The 21,448-nt window shown below is 27.9% G+C and carries 32 protein-coding genes; 7 read left to right on the top strand and 25 right to left on the bottom strand.

The features are described from left to right. Positions 1-3 precede the first annotated feature (3 nt). Genes ACFEL4_RS00460 through ACFEL4_RS00430 form a run of 7 tightly spaced genes read right to left on the bottom strand, consistent with a single transcriptional unit; the run spans position 4 to position 4,262 of the window. On the bottom strand, positions 4-528 hold the full coding sequence (locus ACFEL4_RS00460) for a hypothetical protein (protein ID WP_375316884.1): 525 nt from the start codon (positions 526-528) through the stop codon (positions 4-6). After that, entirely contained in the window at positions 529-1,434 is a 906-nt protein-coding gene (locus ACFEL4_RS00455; protein WP_375317226.1) for a hypothetical protein, read from the bottom strand. Beyond that, positions 1,434-2,255, bottom strand: a complete 822-nt coding sequence (locus ACFEL4_RS00450) for a hypothetical protein (protein WP_375317648.1) — start codon at positions 2,253-2,255, stop codon at positions 1,434-1,436. The genes ACFEL4_RS00455 and ACFEL4_RS00450 overlap by 1 nt, the downstream gene beginning before the upstream one ends. Then, positions 2,224-2,505, bottom strand: a complete 282-nt coding sequence (locus ACFEL4_RS00445) for a hypothetical protein (RefSeq protein ID WP_375317229.1) — start codon at positions 2,503-2,505, stop codon at positions 2,224-2,226. Before ACFEL4_RS00445 ends, ACFEL4_RS00450 begins: the two co-directional genes overlap by 32 nt. A 2-nt stretch (positions 2,506-2,507) precedes the next feature. Further along, entirely contained in the window at positions 2,508-2,972 is a 465-nt protein-coding gene (locus ACFEL4_RS00440) for a hypothetical protein (protein ID WP_375317647.1), read from the bottom strand. Next, positions 2,948-3,256 carry a hypothetical protein gene (locus ACFEL4_RS00435; RefSeq protein ID WP_375317646.1) on the bottom strand — a complete coding sequence of 103 codons (309 nt, stop codon included), beginning with the start codon at positions 3,254-3,256 and terminating at the stop codon, positions 2,948-2,950. The genes ACFEL4_RS00440 and ACFEL4_RS00435 overlap by 25 nt, the downstream gene beginning before the upstream one ends. After that, positions 3,237-4,262, bottom strand: coding sequence for a hypothetical protein (locus ACFEL4_RS00430; protein ID WP_375317645.1), 1,026 nt, complete (start codon positions 4,260-4,262; stop codon positions 3,237-3,239). The genes ACFEL4_RS00435 and ACFEL4_RS00430 overlap by 20 nt, the downstream gene beginning before the upstream one ends. Before the next feature lie 190 nt (positions 4,263-4,452). Here ACFEL4_RS00430 and ACFEL4_RS00425 point away from each other — a divergent pair, with 190 nt between their 5' ends. The 4 genes from ACFEL4_RS00425 to ACFEL4_RS00410 all read left to right on the top strand — a co-directional run bounded on the left by ACFEL4_RS00425 (position 4,453) and on the right by ACFEL4_RS00410 (position 6,533). Next, on the top strand, positions 4,453-4,854 hold the full coding sequence (locus ACFEL4_RS00425) for a replication initiation protein (protein ID WP_375317644.1): 402 nt from the start codon (positions 4,453-4,455) through the stop codon (positions 4,852-4,854). A gap of 4 nt (positions 4,855-4,858) precedes the next feature. Further along, a complete protein-coding gene (locus tag ACFEL4_RS00420) occupies positions 4,859-5,266 on the top strand; it encodes a transposase (RefSeq protein ID WP_375317643.1) in 408 nt (135 codons plus the stop codon). Positions 5,267-5,712: 446 nt separating this feature from the next. Beyond that, the gene (locus ACFEL4_RS00415; RefSeq protein ID WP_375317642.1) at positions 5,713-6,249 is read left to right on the top strand and encodes a hypothetical protein; all 537 of its coding nucleotides are present in this window, start codon (positions 5,713-5,715) and stop codon (positions 6,247-6,249) included. Continuing rightward, positions 6,144-6,533 carry an IS1595 family transposase gene (locus ACFEL4_RS00410; protein WP_375316929.1) on the top strand — a complete coding sequence of 130 codons (390 nt, stop codon included), beginning with the start codon at positions 6,144-6,146 and terminating at the stop codon, positions 6,531-6,533. Before ACFEL4_RS00415 ends, ACFEL4_RS00410 begins: the two co-directional genes overlap by 106 nt. 173 nt (positions 6,534-6,706) lie before the next feature. Here the strand turns inward: ACFEL4_RS00410 and ACFEL4_RS00405 are convergent, their stop codons facing one another. The 16 genes from ACFEL4_RS00405 to ACFEL4_RS00330 form a co-directional block, all read right to left on the bottom strand. After that, on the bottom strand, positions 6,707-8,743 hold the full coding sequence (locus tag ACFEL4_RS00405; protein WP_375317641.1) for a PTS transporter subunit EIIC: 2,037 nt from the start codon (positions 8,741-8,743) through the stop codon (positions 6,707-6,709). Between the two features lie 171 nt (positions 8,744-8,914). Next, positions 8,915-9,142: a hypothetical protein gene (locus tag ACFEL4_RS00400; RefSeq protein ID WP_375317640.1), complete on the bottom strand. Its 228-nt coding sequence runs from the start codon at positions 9,140-9,142 to the stop codon at positions 8,915-8,917. Between the two features lie 2 nt (positions 9,143-9,144). After that, positions 9,145-9,462, bottom strand: a complete 318-nt coding sequence (gene atpC / locus ACFEL4_RS00395; RefSeq protein ID WP_308149739.1) for an ATP synthase F1 subunit epsilon — start codon at positions 9,460-9,462, stop codon at positions 9,145-9,147. Between the two features lie 15 nt (positions 9,463-9,477). Further along, positions 9,478-11,190: a F0F1 ATP synthase subunit beta gene (atpD, locus tag ACFEL4_RS00390; RefSeq protein ID WP_375317639.1), complete on the bottom strand. Its 1,713-nt coding sequence runs from the start codon at positions 11,188-11,190 to the stop codon at positions 9,478-9,480. Positions 11,191-11,214: 24 nt separating this feature from the next. Continuing rightward, a complete protein-coding gene (atpG, locus tag ACFEL4_RS00385; RefSeq protein WP_375317638.1) occupies positions 11,215-12,063 on the bottom strand; it encodes an ATP synthase F1 subunit gamma in 849 nt (282 codons plus the stop codon). 26 nt (positions 12,064-12,089) lie between these two features. Beyond that, the gene (gene atpA / locus ACFEL4_RS00380; RefSeq protein ID WP_375317637.1) at positions 12,090-13,673 is read right to left on the bottom strand and encodes a F0F1 ATP synthase subunit alpha; all 1,584 of its coding nucleotides are present in this window, start codon (positions 13,671-13,673) and stop codon (positions 12,090-12,092) included. A gap of 12 nt (positions 13,674-13,685) precedes the next feature. Beyond that, positions 13,686-14,228, bottom strand: coding sequence for a F0F1 ATP synthase subunit delta (locus tag ACFEL4_RS00375; RefSeq protein WP_375317636.1), 543 nt, complete (start codon positions 14,226-14,228; stop codon positions 13,686-13,688). Positions 14,229-14,247: 19 nt separating this feature from the next. Next, positions 14,248-14,775: a F0F1 ATP synthase subunit B gene (gene atpF / locus ACFEL4_RS00370; protein ID WP_375318340.1), complete on the bottom strand. Its 528-nt coding sequence runs from the start codon at positions 14,773-14,775 to the stop codon at positions 14,248-14,250. Positions 14,776-14,808: 33 nt separating this feature from the next. Beyond that, positions 14,809-15,090 (bottom strand): ATP synthase F0 subunit C, encoded by a 282-nt coding sequence (gene atpE, locus ACFEL4_RS00365; protein ID WP_308149733.1) that lies wholly within the window; start codon positions 15,088-15,090, stop codon positions 14,809-14,811. 135 nt (positions 15,091-15,225) lie between these two features. Continuing rightward, positions 15,226-15,459, bottom strand: a complete 234-nt coding sequence (locus ACFEL4_RS00360; protein WP_375317635.1) for a hypothetical protein — start codon at positions 15,457-15,459, stop codon at positions 15,226-15,228. A gap of 39 nt (positions 15,460-15,498) precedes the next feature. Next, positions 15,499-15,780: an ATP synthase F0 subunit C gene (gene atpE / locus ACFEL4_RS00355; protein ID WP_308149733.1), complete on the bottom strand. Its 282-nt coding sequence runs from the start codon at positions 15,778-15,780 to the stop codon at positions 15,499-15,501. Between the two features lie 24 nt (positions 15,781-15,804). After that, positions 15,805-16,605 carry a F0F1 ATP synthase subunit A gene (locus ACFEL4_RS00350; RefSeq protein ID WP_375317634.1) on the bottom strand — a complete coding sequence of 267 codons (801 nt, stop codon included), beginning with the start codon at positions 16,603-16,605 and terminating at the stop codon, positions 15,805-15,807. After that, positions 16,593-17,042: a hypothetical protein gene (locus ACFEL4_RS00345; RefSeq protein WP_375317633.1), complete on the bottom strand. Its 450-nt coding sequence runs from the start codon at positions 17,040-17,042 to the stop codon at positions 16,593-16,595. The genes ACFEL4_RS00350 and ACFEL4_RS00345 overlap by 13 nt, the downstream gene beginning before the upstream one ends. Then, the gene (gene upp, locus ACFEL4_RS00340) at positions 17,017-17,661 is read right to left on the bottom strand and encodes a uracil phosphoribosyltransferase (RefSeq protein ID WP_375317632.1); all 645 of its coding nucleotides are present in this window, start codon (positions 17,659-17,661) and stop codon (positions 17,017-17,019) included. Before upp ends, ACFEL4_RS00345 begins: the two co-directional genes overlap by 26 nt. Positions 17,662-17,853: 192 nt before the next feature. After that, entirely contained in the window at positions 17,854-18,666 is an 813-nt protein-coding gene (locus ACFEL4_RS00335; protein ID WP_375317631.1) for a hypothetical protein, read from the bottom strand. A 160-nt stretch (positions 18,667-18,826) separates the two neighbouring features. Further along, the gene (locus ACFEL4_RS00330) at positions 18,827-18,949 is read right to left on the bottom strand and encodes a hypothetical protein (protein ID WP_375317630.1); all 123 of its coding nucleotides are present in this window, start codon (positions 18,947-18,949) and stop codon (positions 18,827-18,829) included. A gap of 18 nt (positions 18,950-18,967) precedes the next feature. Here ACFEL4_RS00330 and ACFEL4_RS00325 point away from each other — a divergent pair, with 18 nt between their 5' ends. From ACFEL4_RS00325 to ACFEL4_RS00315, 3 genes are read left to right on the top strand one after another with little or no spacing between them, the layout of a single operon-like run. Further along, entirely contained in the window at positions 18,968-19,171 is a 204-nt protein-coding gene (locus ACFEL4_RS00325; RefSeq protein ID WP_375317332.1) for a hypothetical protein, read from the top strand. After that, the gene (locus tag ACFEL4_RS00320) at positions 19,096-19,338 is read left to right on the top strand and encodes a hypothetical protein (RefSeq protein WP_375317629.1); all 243 of its coding nucleotides are present in this window, start codon (positions 19,096-19,098) and stop codon (positions 19,336-19,338) included. The genes ACFEL4_RS00325 and ACFEL4_RS00320 overlap by 76 nt, the downstream gene beginning before the upstream one ends. A 5-nt stretch (positions 19,339-19,343) precedes the next feature. After that, positions 19,344-19,787, top strand: a complete 444-nt coding sequence (locus tag ACFEL4_RS00315) for an IS1595 family transposase (protein WP_375318339.1) — start codon at positions 19,344-19,346, stop codon at positions 19,785-19,787. A gap of 27 nt (positions 19,788-19,814) precedes the next feature. Here ACFEL4_RS00315 and ACFEL4_RS00310 read toward each other — a convergent pair whose 3' ends face one another. Both ACFEL4_RS00310 and ACFEL4_RS00305 read right to left on the bottom strand, forming a co-directional pair. Further along, positions 19,815-20,606 (bottom strand): hypothetical protein, encoded by a 792-nt coding sequence (locus tag ACFEL4_RS00310; protein WP_375317628.1) that lies wholly within the window; start codon positions 20,604-20,606, stop codon positions 19,815-19,817. A gap of 650 nt (positions 20,607-21,256) precedes the next feature. Further along, a complete protein-coding gene (locus tag ACFEL4_RS00305; RefSeq protein ID WP_375317627.1) occupies positions 21,257-21,421 on the bottom strand; it encodes a hypothetical protein in 165 nt (54 codons plus the stop codon). Between the last annotated feature and the right edge of the window lie 27 nt (positions 21,422-21,448).

Here is a 21,448-nt window from a genome sequence, read left to right as displayed (position 1 = left end):
GATTTATTCCACCTTTTCTATTTGAATTTTATTTGAATGTTGTTTACATAAATTACATTCTTTTTTATGTTTTTTAATTTGTTGATATTGATAAATTAAATAAGGACTTGTAATAATAATTGGTATAGTAATTAATCCATATTTAATTAATTTTCCATAATTACCTAATTTAGTAATAACATTTAATCCTATATGACTAAACATTGGAAATAAAGTTAATGCTACATGATCTGGTCAACTAAAATTATATTGAGTAGTATAATTACCTATTCCCATTTCTATTGGTATTTTAGGTATTAATCATGGTGTTATTGTAAAAAATAATGTTATTAATATACCAATAATATGACTAGTTATTTTTAAAATATTTGATATTAAAATTTTTATTTTATCAATATGAGTACTATTTTTATTAAATCAAATTTTATTTAATCTTTTATATTCTTTATTATCTTTTGATATTGGATTAATAGTATTTCATATACCAATTGGTTTAATTGGTTTATCTAATTCAATAATAATTACCACCTACTTTCACGTTTTATATTTACTTTTATTTTTATAAATAGAAATGCCAATATTTTTATTTAAATTATTAGTTTTATGAAAAGTTAAATATTCTTTTCTTTCTACTCTTCATGCTCTACTACCTAATTCAGTTTTTGGTAAAGTTTTAAATTCTTTAAGTTTAAAAAATCCACGTTCTAATCTATTAATAAATGCAGTTGTTTTTAATACATTAATATTCGTTGATTTAAGCACATTATAACGTTGTTTACCTTTACTAATACCTTTCTGTTCTTTAAGTTGTTTCTTAACATATTTACGTATCTGTGATGGTAAAAAATCCCTTAAAAAATATCTTCAAAATATTGTTCCAGCACCACTACCATTTTTACCTTTTTGAACTTTCATTAAGTTTCAGGTTTCTTCACTTACATTAGGATAAGTATATGGTCCATATCAACGTTTATTTTTACTTGTATCACTTTGTATTAATACTTGTAATAAACCTAATTTTAATGATTTATTAGATTTATAAAAATTACCTTTTTTTAATCATGAACTAGATAATACTACTCAACCTTTTTCATCTTTATTATTAGCTTCTTCTATATCTTTATCATTTAAATCTTTAGTATTATCTTTTAATAAATTATTAATTTTTTTAGCAGGATTAACAAATAATTTATTTAATTCATTTTTTAAAATAGTTAATTCATTAGATTTTAATATAGATAATAATTTTTTAGCAATATTTGGATTAAAAGTTGAATATGGTTGGTCAAGTTCTTCTTCACTAACATTTTCACTATCTAAAACTGTTTTTAATCCTGTATCTTTACTATAATTTTTTAATAAACTAACAATTAATACACGAATATCATCACTTGCTAATGCTGAGTATATAAGTCTAATAATTAAAGGTAACATTATAAACTCATATGGTTATAATCTCAATTTAATGAAGCATTATCATGATTTAATGGTACTTCACTCATATTATCACTACCATATTGACTAGATGTTTCACTATTAATAGTAAATCTATTATCATTAATTAATCTTGCAGTTTCATTATTAAATGGTGTTTCTTGCATTTCTTGGTTATGATGTGTAGTTTCAATAGGTAGTAAATTATGGATAATTTCAGAAGCACCAGCAACTATGGTAGGTACTGCATAAGCATTATTAAAATCATTATTAATACCAATAGCAACACCACTTGAAATCAAACATCCACCATTTGCCATATTTGCTATTCTACGAATAGTTTCAAATCTATTAGGTATTAATTCAGTAATTCCTGCTATAAGATTTGAAATACCATAAGCATTTAATGAAATATAAGTATCTCAATCCATTAAATTATTATCATTATTAACTAATAATACATTATCTGGAAATGGGTCTACTGTTGTTGTAGTTATTGGATTTTCAGTTGGATTTGGATTGATATTTGTATTAGTAAATTTTGCATAATTTACTAAGCCAATTGTTCCTAAACCTAATAATATTTTTTTAGAACTATTAATTAGTTTAGTTTTAGCAGAAGGTCTTTGATTTAAATTTCAAATATCTAAACCTAATTTTTTACCAAATAATAAACTATTAATTGAACCTAATATTGGATTACCTATTAATTGACCATAATAAGCACTAGTTCCAATCATTGCTAAAATTGGACTAATTCCAGTTCTTATTAATTTAGTTAAAGTATAGTTATTTGATTGTATATTCTCAACATGTGGCATTTTTAACATCCTTTAAATTAGTTGGTTTTTTAACTTGAATTCTAACTGTTCCTTGACAATTTATATTATCTCCAACACATATAGCAAAATTATCATGAACATCACTTACTATAAAATAATCATTTCTTAATTTAGGATATTCATCTAATAAAATTGCTCTTATATCATTAGATGTAGTTAAATCTTCTGGTTTGGCTGAATAAATAGTAATATGTGCTTTTTCATCAAAATATTTATAAATATATTCCATAATTATTTTTTAGTAAATTCTAATTTTACTGTTCCATAATATTCTTTATTATTACCAGAAATAGTAGCACTTGTTGATGTAATATTACTAAATTCTGCTTTACCTTTTTCATAACCATTATTACCAATATTTACTATTATAGTTTCTAATTCATTATTAGTAGGTATTGCACCAGCCATAGTAATTTTTCCTAAATTTTTATAATAAATTATATTTTGTAAATCTAAAATATTCATATTATCATAATCTGTTGATTGATAAGTTGCATTAATATTAGTTGCATCAACTTTATAATTTTTTGCTCTTGCTGTTTTAATTTCATCAATTGTTGGCATTTTTTCTTGAATAATATACATTAAATCTGGTCTAATTGCACTTGGTAATGCATATAATGCTTTTCCAATAATACGAATATTATCTGTTGCATTATCTAATTTATTTCTTACTTTTGTAAATGAAATAGTCATACCTCACATATATCTGTAGTTCCTAAAATAAACATGTTACTATTTTTACGTTGATTATTACGAACATTAATATCAAATAAAGTACTACTGCCAACTGAATTTAAACCTAAGAAAAAACCAGTTTCATCATTTAGTTCTTGGTTTAAAAATGGGAAAGAAGCACCTAATGTTTGTGCTGGAATTTCACGGCCATTAGTATTCAATAAAGGGTCATTAGGAATGGGAATAAATGATGTAAATACCTCTTTTTGTTGATATGAACATCTATCTGCTAAACATACCATGCTGGCGAATAACACTATTTAATTCACTATTAATTTCATTTAAATCCTCTTGATTATTAGCATAGGTCATTATCATTAAGTTAGTAATTTTTAATTGTTCTTCTCCTGCAATAATACTATTTAAAAGATTTTGAAAACTATCTTGATGTTGATTATAATTAACATCTTCAGAAGCTTTTGATATACTATGAGTTTTTAAATGACCCATGGCAGTATCAATTTGTTTTTTAGCAGTTGCTATGTCTAAAGTTTTTAAATTTAAAATGAACGTTGTATTTTTTAAAAGAGCTAGTGGCGCAAGTCAACCATCTAAAGTAGTTAAAGGGTAATCATATACATTTTTAATTTGAGCAATTGTAGATCCTAAATTAATATGGTTCTTAAAAAATTCAATTTTAGTTGGTGAAAGAAAGTCTTTTAATGAACGGTCTAAATATAAGTTAGGATTAGCTACTTCTCCTGGATTATATAAAGTATATAAAGTTTGAGCGATTTCAGTACCTGAATTTAATTTGGGATTTAAACCAATTTGTTTTAATAAAAATTCAAGGTTGGAATACAAACTAAGCAACTGTTTAATATTTTTCGCATAGATAAATAAATAAAATTTACTTTTAGATAAAGTACTAGATGTACTAATTTGATGATTAGTTAAAATTTGATTATCTAATTGTTTAACTCTTGAAGTATAACCTTTATCACTAATATTTTTATCAATAAATTGCTGTGATAAATAGGATTTTAAATCTTTTAAGTGATTTTGATTTTTTTGTAAATCAATGGGCATTTCAACTTTAACTAATGTGGCACCCTCTTTGATTGTACGAAAAACCTTTGATAATAAACCTATTTTATTATCACGTTCCTCATTAGAAAGTAAACTAATATCGAAACCATTTAATTCAATACTAATAAGATTAGTATCATCATCTAGGATGATTGATTGTTGACTAATTGCTTTATAAGGAATTAAATTTTTAGAACTTGTTTCTTTTTTGATTAACATATTATGAACATCCCTTTCATATGTTTTTAATTCTAATTTAAACTGAAAGATTATTAAGAATGAGTGTCATCCTTTCTTTCGTGGTAATATTGGCATTAGTAATAAAGAAACAACAATTAATGTAACTAGCAAAATTGGAAATTTAACATATATTGATAAATCTTTAATAAAAATAAAGATAATAAAGTCAATGATTAAAGGTATTCCAATAATAACTATAGTTTCTTTATCTTATATAATTTTTTCACATATAAAACCTTATGAAAAAAATGAATTAACAATAAAATTATTGAAATTAGATTTTTTTAATAAATTAGAATTAAAAAGTAAAAATCGATATCCAAGATATCAAAAATTAATTAAAGGATTAGTTAATAAAACTTTTGTTGAGTTGAAGAATGAGCAGAGTCAAGAAGTTTTAGGAAATGTTATTACTGCTTCAATATGAGATGATAGCTCTTCATTTTTTGAGGTTGATTTAAATCATAGATTTATGCCTTTTTTAGAATTATGAAAGGATAAATTTACTAAAGTAGATTTATTTAATATTTTAAGTTTTCAATCTAAATATTCATTAACTTTGTATAAATAAATACTTGGATAAAACACCTAAAAAGGATAGAGAAAAAGTTGAAAGAGATGTTAATGCCATTTTCAACGCTAGTAGTATTAAAATGGCTAGAATGATTCTTAAAGAAATGCAAGATAATTATTCCCATCTTTTAGACTCGGCATTACGAATTCTTAAAAATGGATTTGATGATGCTTTAGCAATTTTAAGCTTTCCACTGTATTACCATAAAAAATTAAGAACTAGTAATCACATTGAACGCCTAAACCTTGAAATTCGAAGAAGAGAAGGTGTTGTTACCATATTTCATGGAGTTGATAGTGTATATCGAATAATAGGTTCAATTTTAATGAAATTTAATGAAAAATGAATGATAAATCGTGTTCATATTAATATGGACGAATATAATAATTTTAAAATTAATTTTAGATAAGATTAACCTAGCAACTTTTAAGTATGGTACAATAAATTAAACTAAATTTATTTGATATGAGAAATATTGCTCTGTAAAAATAAATTTACACAAGATTCGGGACTTAATCTATAGCTGTATATTGTCATTCACGATTTGGTTGTTTATACATTTCTTCAAATAAATTTTTCTTTTCTTGCAATGTTAAAATTTTATTATAATTAGTAATAACGGGTTTTACTAATGATTTACGTTTACTAGTTAAAATACCATAAAAAAGAAAATTATTTACTAAAAATTTTCTTGTTTGATTTTAGTGGTGCTATTAGCATTATTATTAAAAATAGTTGTTAATTCATTTATGGTATTAGTAAATTTATCCATTTTATGTTTCCTTTCAAATAATTTCTACTATAGATACTAATTATAATACGGACTTCTCCCCACATGTACTTGTGGAGGAAACAATGAAATTGAATGAGTTCAATAATACTTTTCAAACTGAAAAACAATGTCTTGCATATATAGCAAGTTTGAAACAAAGCAAATGTATTAGTTGTTCTAGTTTTAATTTGAATACTTCTAATTTAAGAAAAATGAGATGTTTGAAATGTCATCAAACATTCAGTATTCTCACGGGCACTATATTTTCAAATTCACAAACACCTTTAATATCTTGGTTTTATCTCATCTTTAGATGAATAAACACCAAACATGGAATTCCATCAACTGATGTTGCAAAAGAATTGGGAGTGACCTTGAAAACAGCTTGAAGAATGGGTCATAAAATCCGAAGTGCCATTGCTAAACAAGAACCTCAATTCATTGTTGAGGGCATAGTGCAAATGGATGAAATGTATCTTTCACATATGGGTTTAAAAAACAAGGAAGATCCTTGTTGAACAAAACCTTGATTGTTGGTATTTATGAAAAAACAACCAACAATCTGATTGTGAAAGTATTGAAAAACGCAAACAGTAAAAATCTTTTGCAGTTTGCAATAAACCACATTTCTTCAAAGTGTGATGTACATACTGATTCTTGAAAAGGATATCGCGATTTGAAATCGGTTTTCACTAAGCATGAAACAGTTAACCATCAAGATGGCTATGTTTCAAAAACTGGTGTAAATACCAACCAAATTGAGTCAGTATGAAAACATATACGAAGAACATTTAAAACACATATCAAAGTTGCAAAACATCATATTCATTTATATGCAAAAGAAGCTGCATATAAATTCAATAACATACCTAGTTTTGAAACTGTAATGCTATGTTTAATTTAAAAATGTGGGGAGAAGTCCGTAGATAGGCTTTTCTCAGCATTTATGTGATAAAATTTAAAAATAGTACATAAAGGGAGAAAAGCCTTATAATAATAACATTTTCTAAAATTAATACTTAAAAAATCTTCAAATGTATAAACAACATTTGAAGATTTTTAATAATAATTAATAATTTATTTTGGTGTTCAAGTTTTTAATAAATCATTTTTTATGTTACCTACTTGTGGACCATAGATTACTTGCACAGCTGTACCCTTTTTAAAGATACCTGCTGCTCCTGTTGATTTTAAGATTTTATCATCAACTTTAGTTTCATCAATAACCGTAACTCGTAGTCTTGTTGCACAATTATCTAAAAGTTTAACATTATCACGACCACCTAGACCTAAAAAAATATTTTCTAACATAACGTTATTTTTATCTTTTGAAGTTTCAACTGGTGCTTTTGTCATTTCTTCTTGTAACTGTGTATGCATAGAATCTGCACCATCAGCATAAATAATTTCTATTTTATTACCAGCTATTTTTACTGATTTAGTACCACTTAGTCTTAATAATGCTTTTGAAGATATATTAACATCTTTTAAAGTAGCTGTTAGTACTTTATCTTTAGCATCAATATCAACAATATTTAATGCTCCACCAAGTCCAAGTAATAAGTTACCTGCTTTTGTTTTTCCTTTTTTAGAAGATTTGTCCAGTGAAGCTTCAACACCTTGCATAGCAATGTTTGTAGCAAGTTCACCTTCTTCACGTCCTAAAGTTTTGTAGTTTCGTCACTTAATAATGTAATAGAAACCAAAGTAGTAAGCTGGTGCCATTATTAACCCTGTAACAAAGATTCAGTAGAATCCTGTTGCTTTACCAAGCGCAGCTGGTAAAATTCCGAAGAATGAGAAATCAATAAATCCAGCAGCAAACCCTTGACCGACAACAACATTTAGTAAGTATGCCATCATGAAACTAATTCCGGCCATAAAGGCATGGAAGGCAAAACATAACGGTGCCACAAACAAGAATGAGAATAGCATTGGTTCAGTAATACCTGTTAAGAATGAAGTTAGCGCAGCAGAACCTAAGATTCCACCAACCAGTTTTTTATTTTCTGGTCTTGCTAATTTTCACATTGCTAAGGCAGCAAATGGATAACCATACTGCATGAAAGCAAAACGACCACTCATAAACATTGTCCCTGGTGTTTGGTTCATATGACCAGTTGCTCCAGAAGCAAATTGAGCAAAGAAAATATTGTAAGCACCAACAAAAGTTTTACCAGTTTCATCAGTTCAAGTACCCCCAACTGATGTATATCAAAATGGTGTGTATTGTACGTGATGTAATCCTGTTGGGATTAATAAACGTTCAGTAATACCAAAGAACATCGCAATAAACGCTCCACAAACTGTTGGATGAAATGCTCCACCAGTTAATGACCCATCAGTCATTGTCCCTGTATTCATACCTGTTGATAATCCTTGACCTATGGCTTTAAATGCAACTAATAATGCTGGTCAAATAAAGAAGAACGCTAATCCCATCCCTAACCCAAGAAAAACAGCAAGAATTGGTACAAATCTTTCACCACCAAAGAAAGCTAATACTCTTGGCATACGGATGTTATAAGAACGACTGTGAACAATAGAAATTAATCATCCAACAAGAATACCACCTAAAACTGAAGTATCAATCGTTGGAAATAGTCCTAAAACATTACCAAATACTCCTGACTTATCATCTTTGATACTTGCACCACCACCTAAATTTCAAGGATCAAATCCTAAAATTCCTGTGTCAGAATCATAAAAGAACAAACCATTAATAACTGATGTCATAACAGCAAACGTAATAAATCCAGATAACGCTGCTACACCTTTACTTGCTTTAGCAAAACCAAAAGCAATAGAAATAGCAAAGATTAAACCTAAGTTTGCAAAAACAACATTACCTGCTGCTTGCATAATCCCAAAAATTCTAATCAATGCTGTTAAATGATCAGCGTTATGTAATTTCCCTAAAGCAGTAGCAACACCTCCACCAATACCTAATAATAGACCAGCAATTGGTAAAGTAGCAATTGGCAAGACAATAGCTCTTGCTAAATTTTGCATACGACCAAACATATAACCACCTAGTTTATTAAAAGAACCTTTAAAACTAAAACTAGGATTACTATCTCCAGATGAGTCTCTCTTGTGAAAAAATTTTTTCATTTTTTTCACCCCCTTTCTAACCTATTATAAAAAAGATTATACCTACACTTTTTTTGTTTAGCAATACCAATAAAGAAATATTATATATTTTTTTCAAAAAAACATAAAAAATCCATTTAAAATGGATATTTATTATTATTTATAAAATTCAAGTTAAAACTACAATAATATCTAACTAAACCAAATATCTAAACCAATAAAATTAATAATTAAAGTACCGATACAATATGTAAAAACCAATGTTGTTAACATATATAATACTCATGCTTCTTTAAATCGATTATGATTTAAAAATTTATTAAAAGAAACTGATCTAATAGCAAAAGCGCTAGCAATAAAACTAAAAAGATAAATTGATATTTCAATAAATCATTTAACTAAAGCAGGATCTTTAACCATAACTAAGCCCCACTAACACGTTTAATACGCTCATCTGATACTTGCGTTTCTTTTGCTTTTAAAATTGATGTATATTCAACTTTATCACTAATAATACGAACAGAGTGTAAATCTGTAACTAAAAGACCACCTGAAATTGTTAAATTACGTACTTTTTGTTTGGTTTTAAATGACATCTTAGAGATTTGAATATTAGCAATTAATGGTATGTGTCATTCAAAAATACCAATATAACCTTCCGTAGTTTTAACGTTAACTCATTGGACTTCACCATCAAAGAGAATACCGTTGGGAGTAATAATTTTTAAATTTAATGCCATATTATTCACCAACCATTATTTTAAATTTTTAGCTTTTTCAAGCACTTGGTCAATTGTTCCGACATATAAGAATGCTTGTTCTGGAATATCATCACATTTACCATCTAAAATTTCTTTAAAACTAGCAATTGTTTGTTCAATAGAAATATAAATTCCTTTTAGTCCAGAAAACTTTTCAGCTACATGGAATGGTTGTGAGAAAAAGTTACGTATTCTTCGAGCACGTGCCACTACTTTTTTGTCTTCTTCACTTAGTTCATCCATACCTAGAATAGCAATAATTGGTTCAAGTTCAGAAAAACGCTGAATCATTTCTACTACTCTTCGTGCTGTATCATAATGGTCTTGACCAACAATAGCAGGGTCTAGCATTCTTGAAGATGATTGTAACGGATGAACAGCTGGATAAAGTCCTAGAGCAGCAATATTACGGTCTAACACAATCTTAGCATCTAAGTGCGTAAAGGTTGTAGCAGGAGCTGGGTCAGTCAAGTCATCAGCAGGCACATAAACGGCCTGTACTGAGGTAATTGAACCACGTTTAGTTGAAACAATACGTTCTTGTAAAGCTCCCATTTCTGTTGATAAGGTTGGTTGGTATCCAACAGCAGAAGGCATTCTTCCTAACAAGGCTGAAACTTCACTACCAGCTTGTGTGAAACGGAAAATATTATCAATAAATAATAAAACATCTTGTTGTTTTTCATCACGGAAATATTCAGCAACTGTTAAACCCGTTAAAGCAACTCGCATACGAGCACCTGGAGGCTCAGACATTTGACCAAAAACTAAAGCTGTTTTATCAATGACACCTGATTCTTGCATTTCATAGTACAAGTCATTTCCTTCACGTGTTCGTTCTCCAACTCCAGCAAAGACAGAAATTCCACCGTGTTCTTTAGCAACATTATTAATTAGTTCTTGGATTAATACGGTTTTACCAACTCCAGCACCACCAAATAAACCAATTTTTCCACCCTTAGCATAAGGTGCTAGCAAATCAATAACTTTAATTCCAGTTACTAAAATTTCAGCTTTTGATTGAATTTCATCAAAACTAGGGGCATTGCGGTGAATAGGATAACGTAATTTAGATTTGATTGCTGGTTTTTCATCAATTACATCACCTAAAACATTTAAAAGACGTCCTAGAACTTCTTCACCAACAGGAACAGAGATAGGACCATCGAGGTCAATAGCATCTAAGCCACGACGTAATCCTTCAGTAGGTCCCATAGAGATACAACGTACGGTATCATCACCAATATGTTGTGAAACTTCAACAATTAATTCTTGACCTTGGTTGTCAATGCTAATAGCATTATTTAAATTAGGTAAACTGTTGTCATCAAAACGGATATCAATAACGGGTCCAGAAATTTTAGTAATTTTTCCAATATTTTTTGTGGGTGTAACTTTGACGCTATCTTTTGATTCAGTTTTAGATTTAACTTCAACAACTGGTTTTTTTTCAACTTTTTGCTTACTAGTATCTTTTGACTTTGTTTTCAAATCTAATTTTGATTTTGTTATCTTAAGTTCATTATCAACTGTTTTAACTAAAGTTTCAGGTTTACTTGTGTCAATGATTTCAACAGTCATTTTTTTATGATCAAAAATTGTTTGAAAGTTTTTTTCTTTAACAAAGGTTTTATTATTTTCTGGTAAAGTAGGATTTTCATATTTTTCTTTAGTTTGTTTTGTTGTTTTTGGTTTTATACTTGCCATTTTGCTCTTCTCCTTTAATTACTATTATGATTCTTGGGCATTGGCGCCACCAATAATTTCTGATATTTCTTGGGTAATAGCTCCTTGACGGGCACGATTATATGTCACTAGTAAATTATTTTTAATATCATTAGCATTATTAGAAGCATTTTCCATGGCTAATCTTCGGGATGCTTGTTCTGATATTTGTGACTCTACTAGAACACCATAAATAATTGAACCAACGTATAAGGGAATAGCACTAGCAATCACCGTTTCAGGGTCTGGTTCAAAATCAGTTTGAATTAGTGTTTTTTGATTAGTTTTAATAGGAACAATTGGTAGTAAATCAATAATAGTAGGAATTGTGGTAACAGTATTTACATATTTAGTATATGCGACTTTAATGCAATCAGTTTCTTTGTTATTGAATTTAGAAAGCAATAGTAATGATATTTCTTGGGAATCATTATATGAAGATTCAGTATTAAAATCAATATAACTTTGAATAATATTACAATGATTATTTGTGAAATACGAAACTCCCTTACTACCAATAATAACTATTTCATCTTGGGGTTGATACTGTTCCATTACTAATTTATTTAAATTATTATTAAAACCACCACATAGTCCCAAATTAGAATTAAAGATTAATCAAATGGTTTTATTAATTACTTGGTCTTTTGATTTTAAATAAATGGAATTATTTAGTTTAGGGATTAGTTGGTTAAAAGTATTATAAACTTCATAATAGTAAGGTTTAATAACTTCAATTCTTTTACCAACTTTTTTTAATTTAGCAGTTGAAACTAATTGCATGGCTTTAGTTATTTTATAACTAATATTAACTGATTTAATTCGTTGACGAATTTGTTCCATGCTTTGTGCCATAAATTACGCCTTACCTTTCTGATTAATTATCTGAAGTTCTTAGTTAATTCTTCTCATTGTTCTGGATTACCATATAGTTTAGGATTATAGTTATTAAGTTTCTTAACTAAATTATAAACAACATTCATAATCCCTTCACTAATAGCTATTTGTAAATCAGGAGAAAATGCTTGCTCTTGTTGTAATTTTAAATAGTTTTTACGTTGTTGTTTTTGGAAAAAAAGAATAACTTCTTTTTTAAACGTATCCATCATTTCTACTGGTAATCATCTAGTAGCTTTATTTTTAACTGCTAATAAAATAATTGCTTGATCAATTTGATTTAACGGTTCATTTTGTTTTTGTTTTAAAATTTCAATTGAACGTTTTCCATGTTCAATAATCGCTCTAGTGTTTTCATCTAAATCAGAACCAAATCGCGAAAAGTCTTGTAATTCACGAAATTGGGCTAGTTCTAATTTTAACGTTCCACCAACTTGTTTAATGGCTTTAATTTGTGCTGATGAACCTACCCGTGATACTGATAAACCAACATCAACGGCAGGGCGAATTCCAGCATTAAACAATTCCGACATTAAAAAGATTTGACCATCAGTAATTGAAATAACGTTAGTAGGGATATAGGCAGAAATATCACCTGCTTGTGTTTCAATAATAGGCAAGGCAGTAATACTTCCACCACGATGTTTTTCATTTAAACGAGCTGCGCGTTCTAATAAACGTGAATGCAAGTAAAAAACATCTCCAGGATATGCTTCACGTCCTGGTGGTCTTCTTAATAGTAATGAAATAGCACGATAAGCAACGGCATGCTTACTTAAATCATCATAAACAATTAGTACATCTTGTCCTTGTTCCATTCATTCTTCGGCAATCGTAATTCCAGTATATGGAGCAATGTATTGAAGTGGTGCGACTTCACTAGCAGTGGCACAAACAATAGTTGTATATTCCATAGCGCCTAACTGTGTTAGTTTATCAACAATTTGGGCAACTGTTGATGCTTTTTGCCCAATGGCAACATACACGCATTTAACATTCTTACCTTTTTGATTAATAATTGTATCAATAGCAATTGTTGTTTTACCAGTTTGACGGTCACCAATAATCAATTCTCTTTGTCCTTTTCCAATAGGAATCATAGCATCAATTGATAATAGTCCGGTAGCTAATGGTTGTGAGACTGATTTTCTTGTCATAACTCCTGGGGCAATTCTTTCCACAGGACGAGTTTTTGTTGTTTTAATAGGTCCTTTACCATCAATTTTTTGACCTAAGGCATTAACAACTCGACCTAGTAAAGCATTACCAACTGGTGTTTCTACAACATTACCAGTTCTTTTAACACTATCACCTTCGCGAATTTCTGTATCATTACCCATTAACACCACACCAACAGCAGTTTCTTCTAAACTAAGAACCATACCATAGACATTACTTTTAGGGAATAACACTAATTCACCATTAATAGCCTTATCTAAACCATGAACTAAGGCAATTCCGTCACCCACAGTAACAACTGTACCTTCTTCATTGACACTAATTTTTTTACCATAATTTTTAATTTGGGTTTTAATAATTTCTGAAATTTGATTAACATTTAGGGACACTTAATTTTACCTCTATTCATGATTTAGTAATTGTGATTTTAATCGTTCAATTTGACCTTTAATTGAACCATCAAAAACTTGATTTTGAACTTTAACTTTGATACCACCAATTAGTGATTCATCAACTTTGTTCACTACTTCAATTTTATAGTTAATAATTTTTTCAATCTTAACTTGAATTTGTTTAATTTGTTGTGATGAAAGTTTAACAACAGAATAAATAATTCCGTAATGAATATCATGATATTCATTACAAATCTTACGAAATTCTTTAAGAATTAATCGCACATAACGAAACTGATGTTGGTCAATTAACAATAAGAAAAAATTTAATAAATAAGGCTCAATACGATTTTGAAACGTATCAATAATAATTAATTTTCTTAATTCAGTCGTTAAGTTACTACTGCTAGCAATGTCAATAAAATCTGGATAAGTAGCAAAGATATCAATTAATTGATTACTTTCTTCAGCAAATTTAGTAACTTTTTTTATTTCTCTTGTTAATTGAAAAAGACCATTACTTCATTGATTAACTACATCTTCATCCATCATATTATCTTTCACCTACTGCTTATTTTAATTCTTTAATAAAGTCATCAATCAATTGTTCATGTTTTTTTGCATTAATTTCTGCACTAATAATTTTTTTAGCAGCTTCTAAAGCTATTTGTTTAATTTGTTCATTAATTTGGGCTTCTGCTTCTTTATGAATACGAATTAAATCACGTTTTGATTGATTAGTAATACGCATACTTTCATCTTGTGCTTTATCAATAATTTCTTTACGTTTGTTGTAGCCATCATTTTGAGCATTAACAACAATTTCTTGTGCTTCAATTTTAGCGGCTTTTAAAATTTGACTAGCTTCGCCACGTTCTTGGTTAGCTAATGATTGTTTACTAGCAGCATCATCAAGTTTGTCTTTAATTGCTAAATGACGGCCGTGTAGTGCTTTACGAAAAGGAGCATATACTCATCTTCAAAGTACTAGTAATAAAATTACTGATGCAAAAATATGAGCTATAAATACAGGCAAGTTAGGAAATAGTTGGTTTACTATATCATCGCCAGAGACAATAGCATTAAAATTAAAATTCATAAAATTCACCTTCTTTAGTAACTATGTTATATTTTAACTTGCTACAAAAATTAAAATTAGTGAAACAACTAGGCCATAAATAGCACCAGATTCGGCAATAGCTGCACCAATAACAAATTGAGTTCTAATCTTTGATTCAACTTCAGGGTTGCGTGCTACAGCTTCTACAGCTTTACCAGCAGCAAAACCTTGACCAATTCCACTACCAGCACAAGAAATAGTTGATAATCCTGCTCCAACATATTTTAAATTTGTTAATCCATCTCCTGCTGCTAAAAAATTAAATCAGTGCACTAAGTGTGTTAATATTTCCATAATGATTTTCCTCTTTTTCTTTCTTTATTTATGTTTCATAACAAGGCGTTTTACATACATTTCATCATCAGAATCCATTTGCTCTTTTCGTAATTTCCTTGGTAACTTAACAGTGAGTTCACTTTTATGACTAGCTTAGCCACGTTCTTGGTTAGCTAATGATTGTTTACTAGAAGCATCATCAAGTTTGTCTTTAATTGCTAAATGACGGCCGTGTAGTGCTTTACGAAAAGGAGCATATACTCATCTTCAAAGTACTAGTAATAAAATTACTGATGCAAAAATATGAGCTATAAATACAGGCAAGTTAGGAAATAGTTGGTTTACTATATCATCGCCAGAGACAATAGCATTAAAATTAAAATTCACCTTCTTTAGTAACTATGTTATATTTTAACTTGTTATATTTTAACTTGCTACAAAAATTAAAATTAGTGAAACAACTAGGCCATAAATAGCACCAGATTCGGCAATAGCTGCACCAATAACAAATTGAGTTCTAATCTTGGATTCAACTTCAGGGTTGCGTGCTACAGCTTCTACAGCTTTACCAGCAGCAAAACCTTGACCAATTCCACTACCAGCACAAGAAATAGTTGATAATCCTGCTCCAACATATTTTAAATTTGTTAATCCATCTCCTGCTGCTAAAAAATTAAATCAGTGCACTAAGTGTGTTAATATTTCCATAATGATTTTCCTCTTTTTCTTTCTTTATTTATGTTTCATAACAAGGCGTTTTACATACATTTCATCATCAGAATCCATTTGCTCTTTTCGTAATTTCCTTGGTAACTTAACAGTGAGTTCACTTTTATGACTCGCTTCGTCCATTTGTAATTTCCAATAAACAAGCGTTAAAGTTCCAAAAATTAAAGCTTGAATACTTCCGGCAAATAAATCAAAATAAATATGCAAGAAAGGACCCATAACGCCAATCAATAAGTTCATTTGACCAATAATTGGTATCTCACCTCAAACCATACCAGTAACGCCATAAAGCATAGTTAGAATAATACTTCCTCCTAAAATATTACCAAATAAACGGAATGATAATGAAATTAAAGGTGCAAATTGAGTAATCAATTCTAAGGGATTAACAACAAACTTTTTAAAAAATAATAGTTTTTGAAATTTAATTCCAACAAAATAGATTCCAACAAATGTTACCATGGCCATTGACAAAGTAACTGTGTACATTGAAGATTGTGATTCAAAACCAATAATTGATAATCAATTACCGATCAAAATATAACCCATTACGTACAATAGATAAATTGTTAAGTTTTTATATTTGATACCAAGAACATCAACAACAATTTTTTCTACTGATTTGATAACTAACTCAACAACTAAAACAATCCCTCGCGGTTCTTCGTCAGCCTTCATACGTTTAACTTTGTAATAATAAATATAACTAACAATAACTATAAAGATAGTAGTTATAAAAATTGTTACAAGTTGGGGCATAATTTGGAGATAATTCCAACTATCTAGCCCTGCTAACAACTGCATGTAAATTCCTTCTTTTTATTTTTCTTTTGATATACACATAACTGTGCGGTAATGGTAGCTACCATTAATATTGACATTCCAACAATGGTTGTAATTAAATTAGCAAAATGAAAAAAAATGATTAAAACAATAATTGTCCCATAAACAATCATTCTTAATATGAAACCAAAATAAGCTAAAGTTTGTCGAAAAGATTTACCACTGGTTAATCATTTTGATGCTAAACATAGAAATCCAAAACCGATAACACTTCCTAAAAATCCAACATTAAAGCCACTAAACAATAATCAATATTGTACATTAATTATAACAGTTATGACTAATACAGTATTAATTAATAATCAATAACTGAACATTGTCGCTAATATTGCTAGAAAAAAATTATTTCTAACTTTAAAAGGTAATGTTTTTTTATTTAGTTCCGAAAATTCTGTCACCAGCATCACCTAAACCAGGAACAATGTAACCATTATCATTTAAATTTTTATCTAATGCTGCAATATATATTTTAACATCTGGGTTTTTTTGTTCAATTCTTTCAATAGCAACTGGTGCACCAACAATGGCAACTAAAGTAATGTGTTTAAATCCAACTTTTTTTAATTCTTTAATGGCAGCATTAGCAGTGCCACCTGTGGCAAGCATTGGATCTAAAATGAATACTAGTGCCTCATCCATGTTAGTAATATTTTTTGGATACTTAAAGAAATAATTATGTGGTTTTAATGTTTCTTCATTGCGATAAAGTCCGATATGACTAATAATAGCATTAGGTACTACATATTCAAAACCATTAGTCATTCCTAGACCTGCTCGTAAGATGGGACAAAGAATAATAGTTTTACTTAGCGTTTTACCAGTAACCTTAGTTATTGGAGTTTGGATTTCAATATTATCTACTGGCAAATCTTTAAATACTTCATAAGCCATTAAAGTAGCAATTTCGCTCAAGTTTTCTTTGAAATCTTTTTTTTGTGTATTTTGATTTCTAATTCTTGTTAGCTTATCTAGTATTAAAGGATGGTTTACAATAAATAAGTTTTTATTATTTTCCACTAAAAACACTCCTTCATTTTTTAATGTTTATATTTTAAAAAATAAAATATATACTAATATGAAATTTTACGCCTTTTAATTTATAAATCAATAAAATAATAAATAAAAGTATAAACTAAAACCCCTAAGAATGCATTGATAAAAATCAAATTTACTCTTAGGGGTTCATTCTTTGTTAAATTTCATATTTGTCTAAAAACTAATAAAATTAATTTTAGAGGTTGTCTTATTATTGTTATTGTCAAAATTATTACAATTAATTTTATTGGCATTAAATATATCAACTTTGACTTCGACAACTTCTTCTGCACATAAATCAATACCAGAATCTGGTAACTGTTGTTCAAGACTTACTGAATTACCTTTATAGAATTCAATTTCTTCTTTTAAACCTCTACTAACATTATCAAAAGTGATTTTCATACTAATTTTTTCTTCGTTGTTTTTTTCTTGTATTTTTATATACTCTTGATTTTCGCTTTTTAGTTCTTCAATTTCTTTTGCGTTTTTCTTATTTATTTTTTCTAACTCATTAAGTTTGGCTTTGTTTTTTTCATTTTCTGTTTGTATATTCTTACATTCATTTTTCATTTTTTCATTATCCGATTTTAATCTATTATTTTCTGATTTAAATTCATTTTCTAAACGGTTTTTCATTGAATTTATAATATCTACTTCGTTTTTTCATTTTTCATTTACTGTAAAAATTGCTTCTTCTAATTTATCAATTTTTTTACTTATTTGTTTTTTTCTATTATAAAAACCTAAAGTAAAAATACGAGATAAAACATTTTTTCAGGTTTGATTTTTTTCTATTTTTAATAGTTCAATTTTTTGTTTTAGAGGTTGGGAAATATTATCTGTCAACAATTTTTCTTTTTCTTCAACTACTTTTATATAGTCATCTCATCTGTTTTCATTTTTATATTCTTCTAAAGAAGCAATTGTTTCTTTTAATGATTTTCAAGCTCATTCATATTCTTTTTTCAAAATTTCTTCTTCCATTATCTTTTCTCCTCTCATCATTTCAACATAAAAAACCATTTACTTTTAGATAAAGGCAATGGATTAAAAACTATTATGTTGATTAAGTAAAGAATATCATATTTTCTATATTTTTCAATGTTTTTTCATAAAACATCATATTTACAAATTATGGATGTTGTTATATTATGATATCTTTATAAAAGAATAATAAAAAATAAATAAAAGGCATATCGTTTATTAATTTTAATAATCCTAATTTATTTTTATTCATTAGAATTAAAAATCGGACTTCTCCCCACATGTACTTGTGGAGGAAACAATGAAATTGAATGAGTTCAATAATACTTTTCAAACTGAAAAACAATGTCTTGCATATATAGCAAGTTTGAAACAAAGCAAATGTATTAGGTGTTCTAGTTTTAATTTGAATACTTCTAATTTAATAAAATGAGATGTTTGAAATGTCATCAAACATTCAGTATTCTCACGGGCACTATATTTTCAAAGTCACAAACACCTTTAATATCTTGGTTTTATCTCATCTTTAGATGAATAAACACCAAACATGGAATTACATCAACTGATGTTGCAAAAGAATTGGGAGTGACCTTGAAAACAGCTTGAAGAATGGGTCATAAATCCGAAGTGCCATTGCTAAACAAGAACCTCAATTCATTGTTGAGGGCATAGTGCAAATGGATGAAATGTATCTTTCACATATGGGTTTTAAAAAACAAGGAAGATCCTTGTTGAACAAAACCTTGATTGTTGGTATTTATGAAAAAACAACCAACAATCTGATTGTGAAAGTATTGAAAAACGCAAACAGTAAAAATCTTTTGCAGTTTGCAATAAACCACATTTCTTCAAAGTGTGATGTACATACTGATTATTGAAAATGATATCGCGATTTGAAATCGGTTTTCACTAAGCATGAAACAGTTAACCATCAAGATGGCTATGTTTCAAAAACTGGTGTAAATACCAACCAAATTGAGTCAGTATGAAAACATATACGAAGAAAATTTAAAACACATATCAAAGTTGCAAAACATCATATTCATTTATATGCAAAAGAAGCTGCATATAAATTCAATAACATACCTAGTTTTGAAACTGTAATGCTATGTTTAATTTAAAAATGTGGGGAGAAGTCCGATTATTATTTACTTTTTAAAAATAGTTGATTTTGTACTGCTTGGAGTTTTTAAAATATCAATTAAAGTTTGAGAATTAACACTAATATCAGATGTTTTATTAAATTGAGTATTTAAATCAACGTTGCTCTTTGTTGATCTATCATATAAACTAAAAGTAAAAGTATTACTATCATCAAGTAAATTTGGATTTGGTTGATCATTTAAAACACCATTATGATATAAATATTTAATATCTTCAATGTTAAATAAATCTTTGCCAATAAAATTAGAACTAAGATTTGATTTATTCAGATCATTTTTAAATTTTTCATCTTGCGAAAAATTATAATAAGGATGCTGAGACTCTTTTACTGCTTGTAACATTGGTAAAATAACTATTGAAACTGTACAAATAAAAACAAAAATAGATGATAATAATATTGTCAATTTAGAACCATATCAAACGGAAATTAAAAAAACTAAAGATGCAAATGCACAAAGAAAAATACTAATTAAAGGTCAAGTTTTAATAACATCTAACATTAAAGCATTAAAATAATTCTTACCATTTATAACAGCAAAAAATCCAGATATTACTAATAAAAATAAGTTAATAACTATTAAAAATGATATTAATCCTAAAATTTTATAAAATGAAATTCTAGTCTTTGATAGAGGCAATGATGTATAAACTAATAAAATACCATTATCAATTTGTTGACGATAAATTTTAATTGTAATATAAGCAGTGTAAAATGCTATTAATGGTAAATACAAAACTAATAATAATTGCTGATAAAAAATAATAATTTTAAACATATTTTTTCTGGGTTGCTGTATGCGTTAATAATAAAAATGGTAAATAATAGTAAAACTATAAATAAAAATGTTGAAAAAAATCAAGTAATTTTTGTTTTTAAAAGGGCTTTGATAGTGATTAAATAAAACTTATGCTCATAAGTTTTTGTTTTCAACATATTAGTACTCCTTGAATATGAATATTATAAAGTTTGATATGCAACTTTAATTTGCGTATTAAATTATTTTTCTCTTTAAATACTTCGCTTTGGATTAAAAGTAATAGTAGAAACACTTAAACCAAAATCTAATGTTCTAACATAAGCTCCAATGCTAGTAAGACTACCACTAATTTTTGGATGCAAATATAATTTTGTTCCCATTCTTTGAAATCCTAAACCAATAGTAACTGATATAGAGTATGATGAAGATTTACTGTCGCTAGCATCAACAAATTTTATATACTTAACTGATTCAGTATCAACGAAAGTGACAGTATCAAAATGAAATATACCAAATGTTGCTGGTGAAGTCGCTTGTCCTGCAGTTTCAATTGTGACACTTGGATATTTAGTAATAAATCCATCTCACGTATCAATATAATCGTAATAATCTAATGCTAAATATGAAGATTTGTCATCAGTATAACTTTCATTTGTACTTCAATTTGCTTACATATTACGATAATTAATATAACCAATACTTGTAGTAATGGGTGATGCGGCTTTTTCATTGTTAGTAGTTAGTTGATTTATTTTAGTATTATTAGTCATCAATGTTATTGATGAACTAGTTGATAATGCTAGTGTTGCCAGTGTCATTAATATCTTTTTCATAGAATTTATTTTCTCCTAATTAGTATT

Source organism: Spiroplasma endosymbiont of Virgichneumon dumeticola (genome assembly GCF_964264745.1).
Classification (GTDB): domain Bacteria; phylum Bacillota_I; class Bacilli_A; order Mycoplasmatales; family VBWQ01; genus Spiroplasma_E.
The sequence above is the reverse complement of the archived record's forward strand: the minus strand, read 5'-3'. Positions and strand labels throughout refer to the sequence as shown.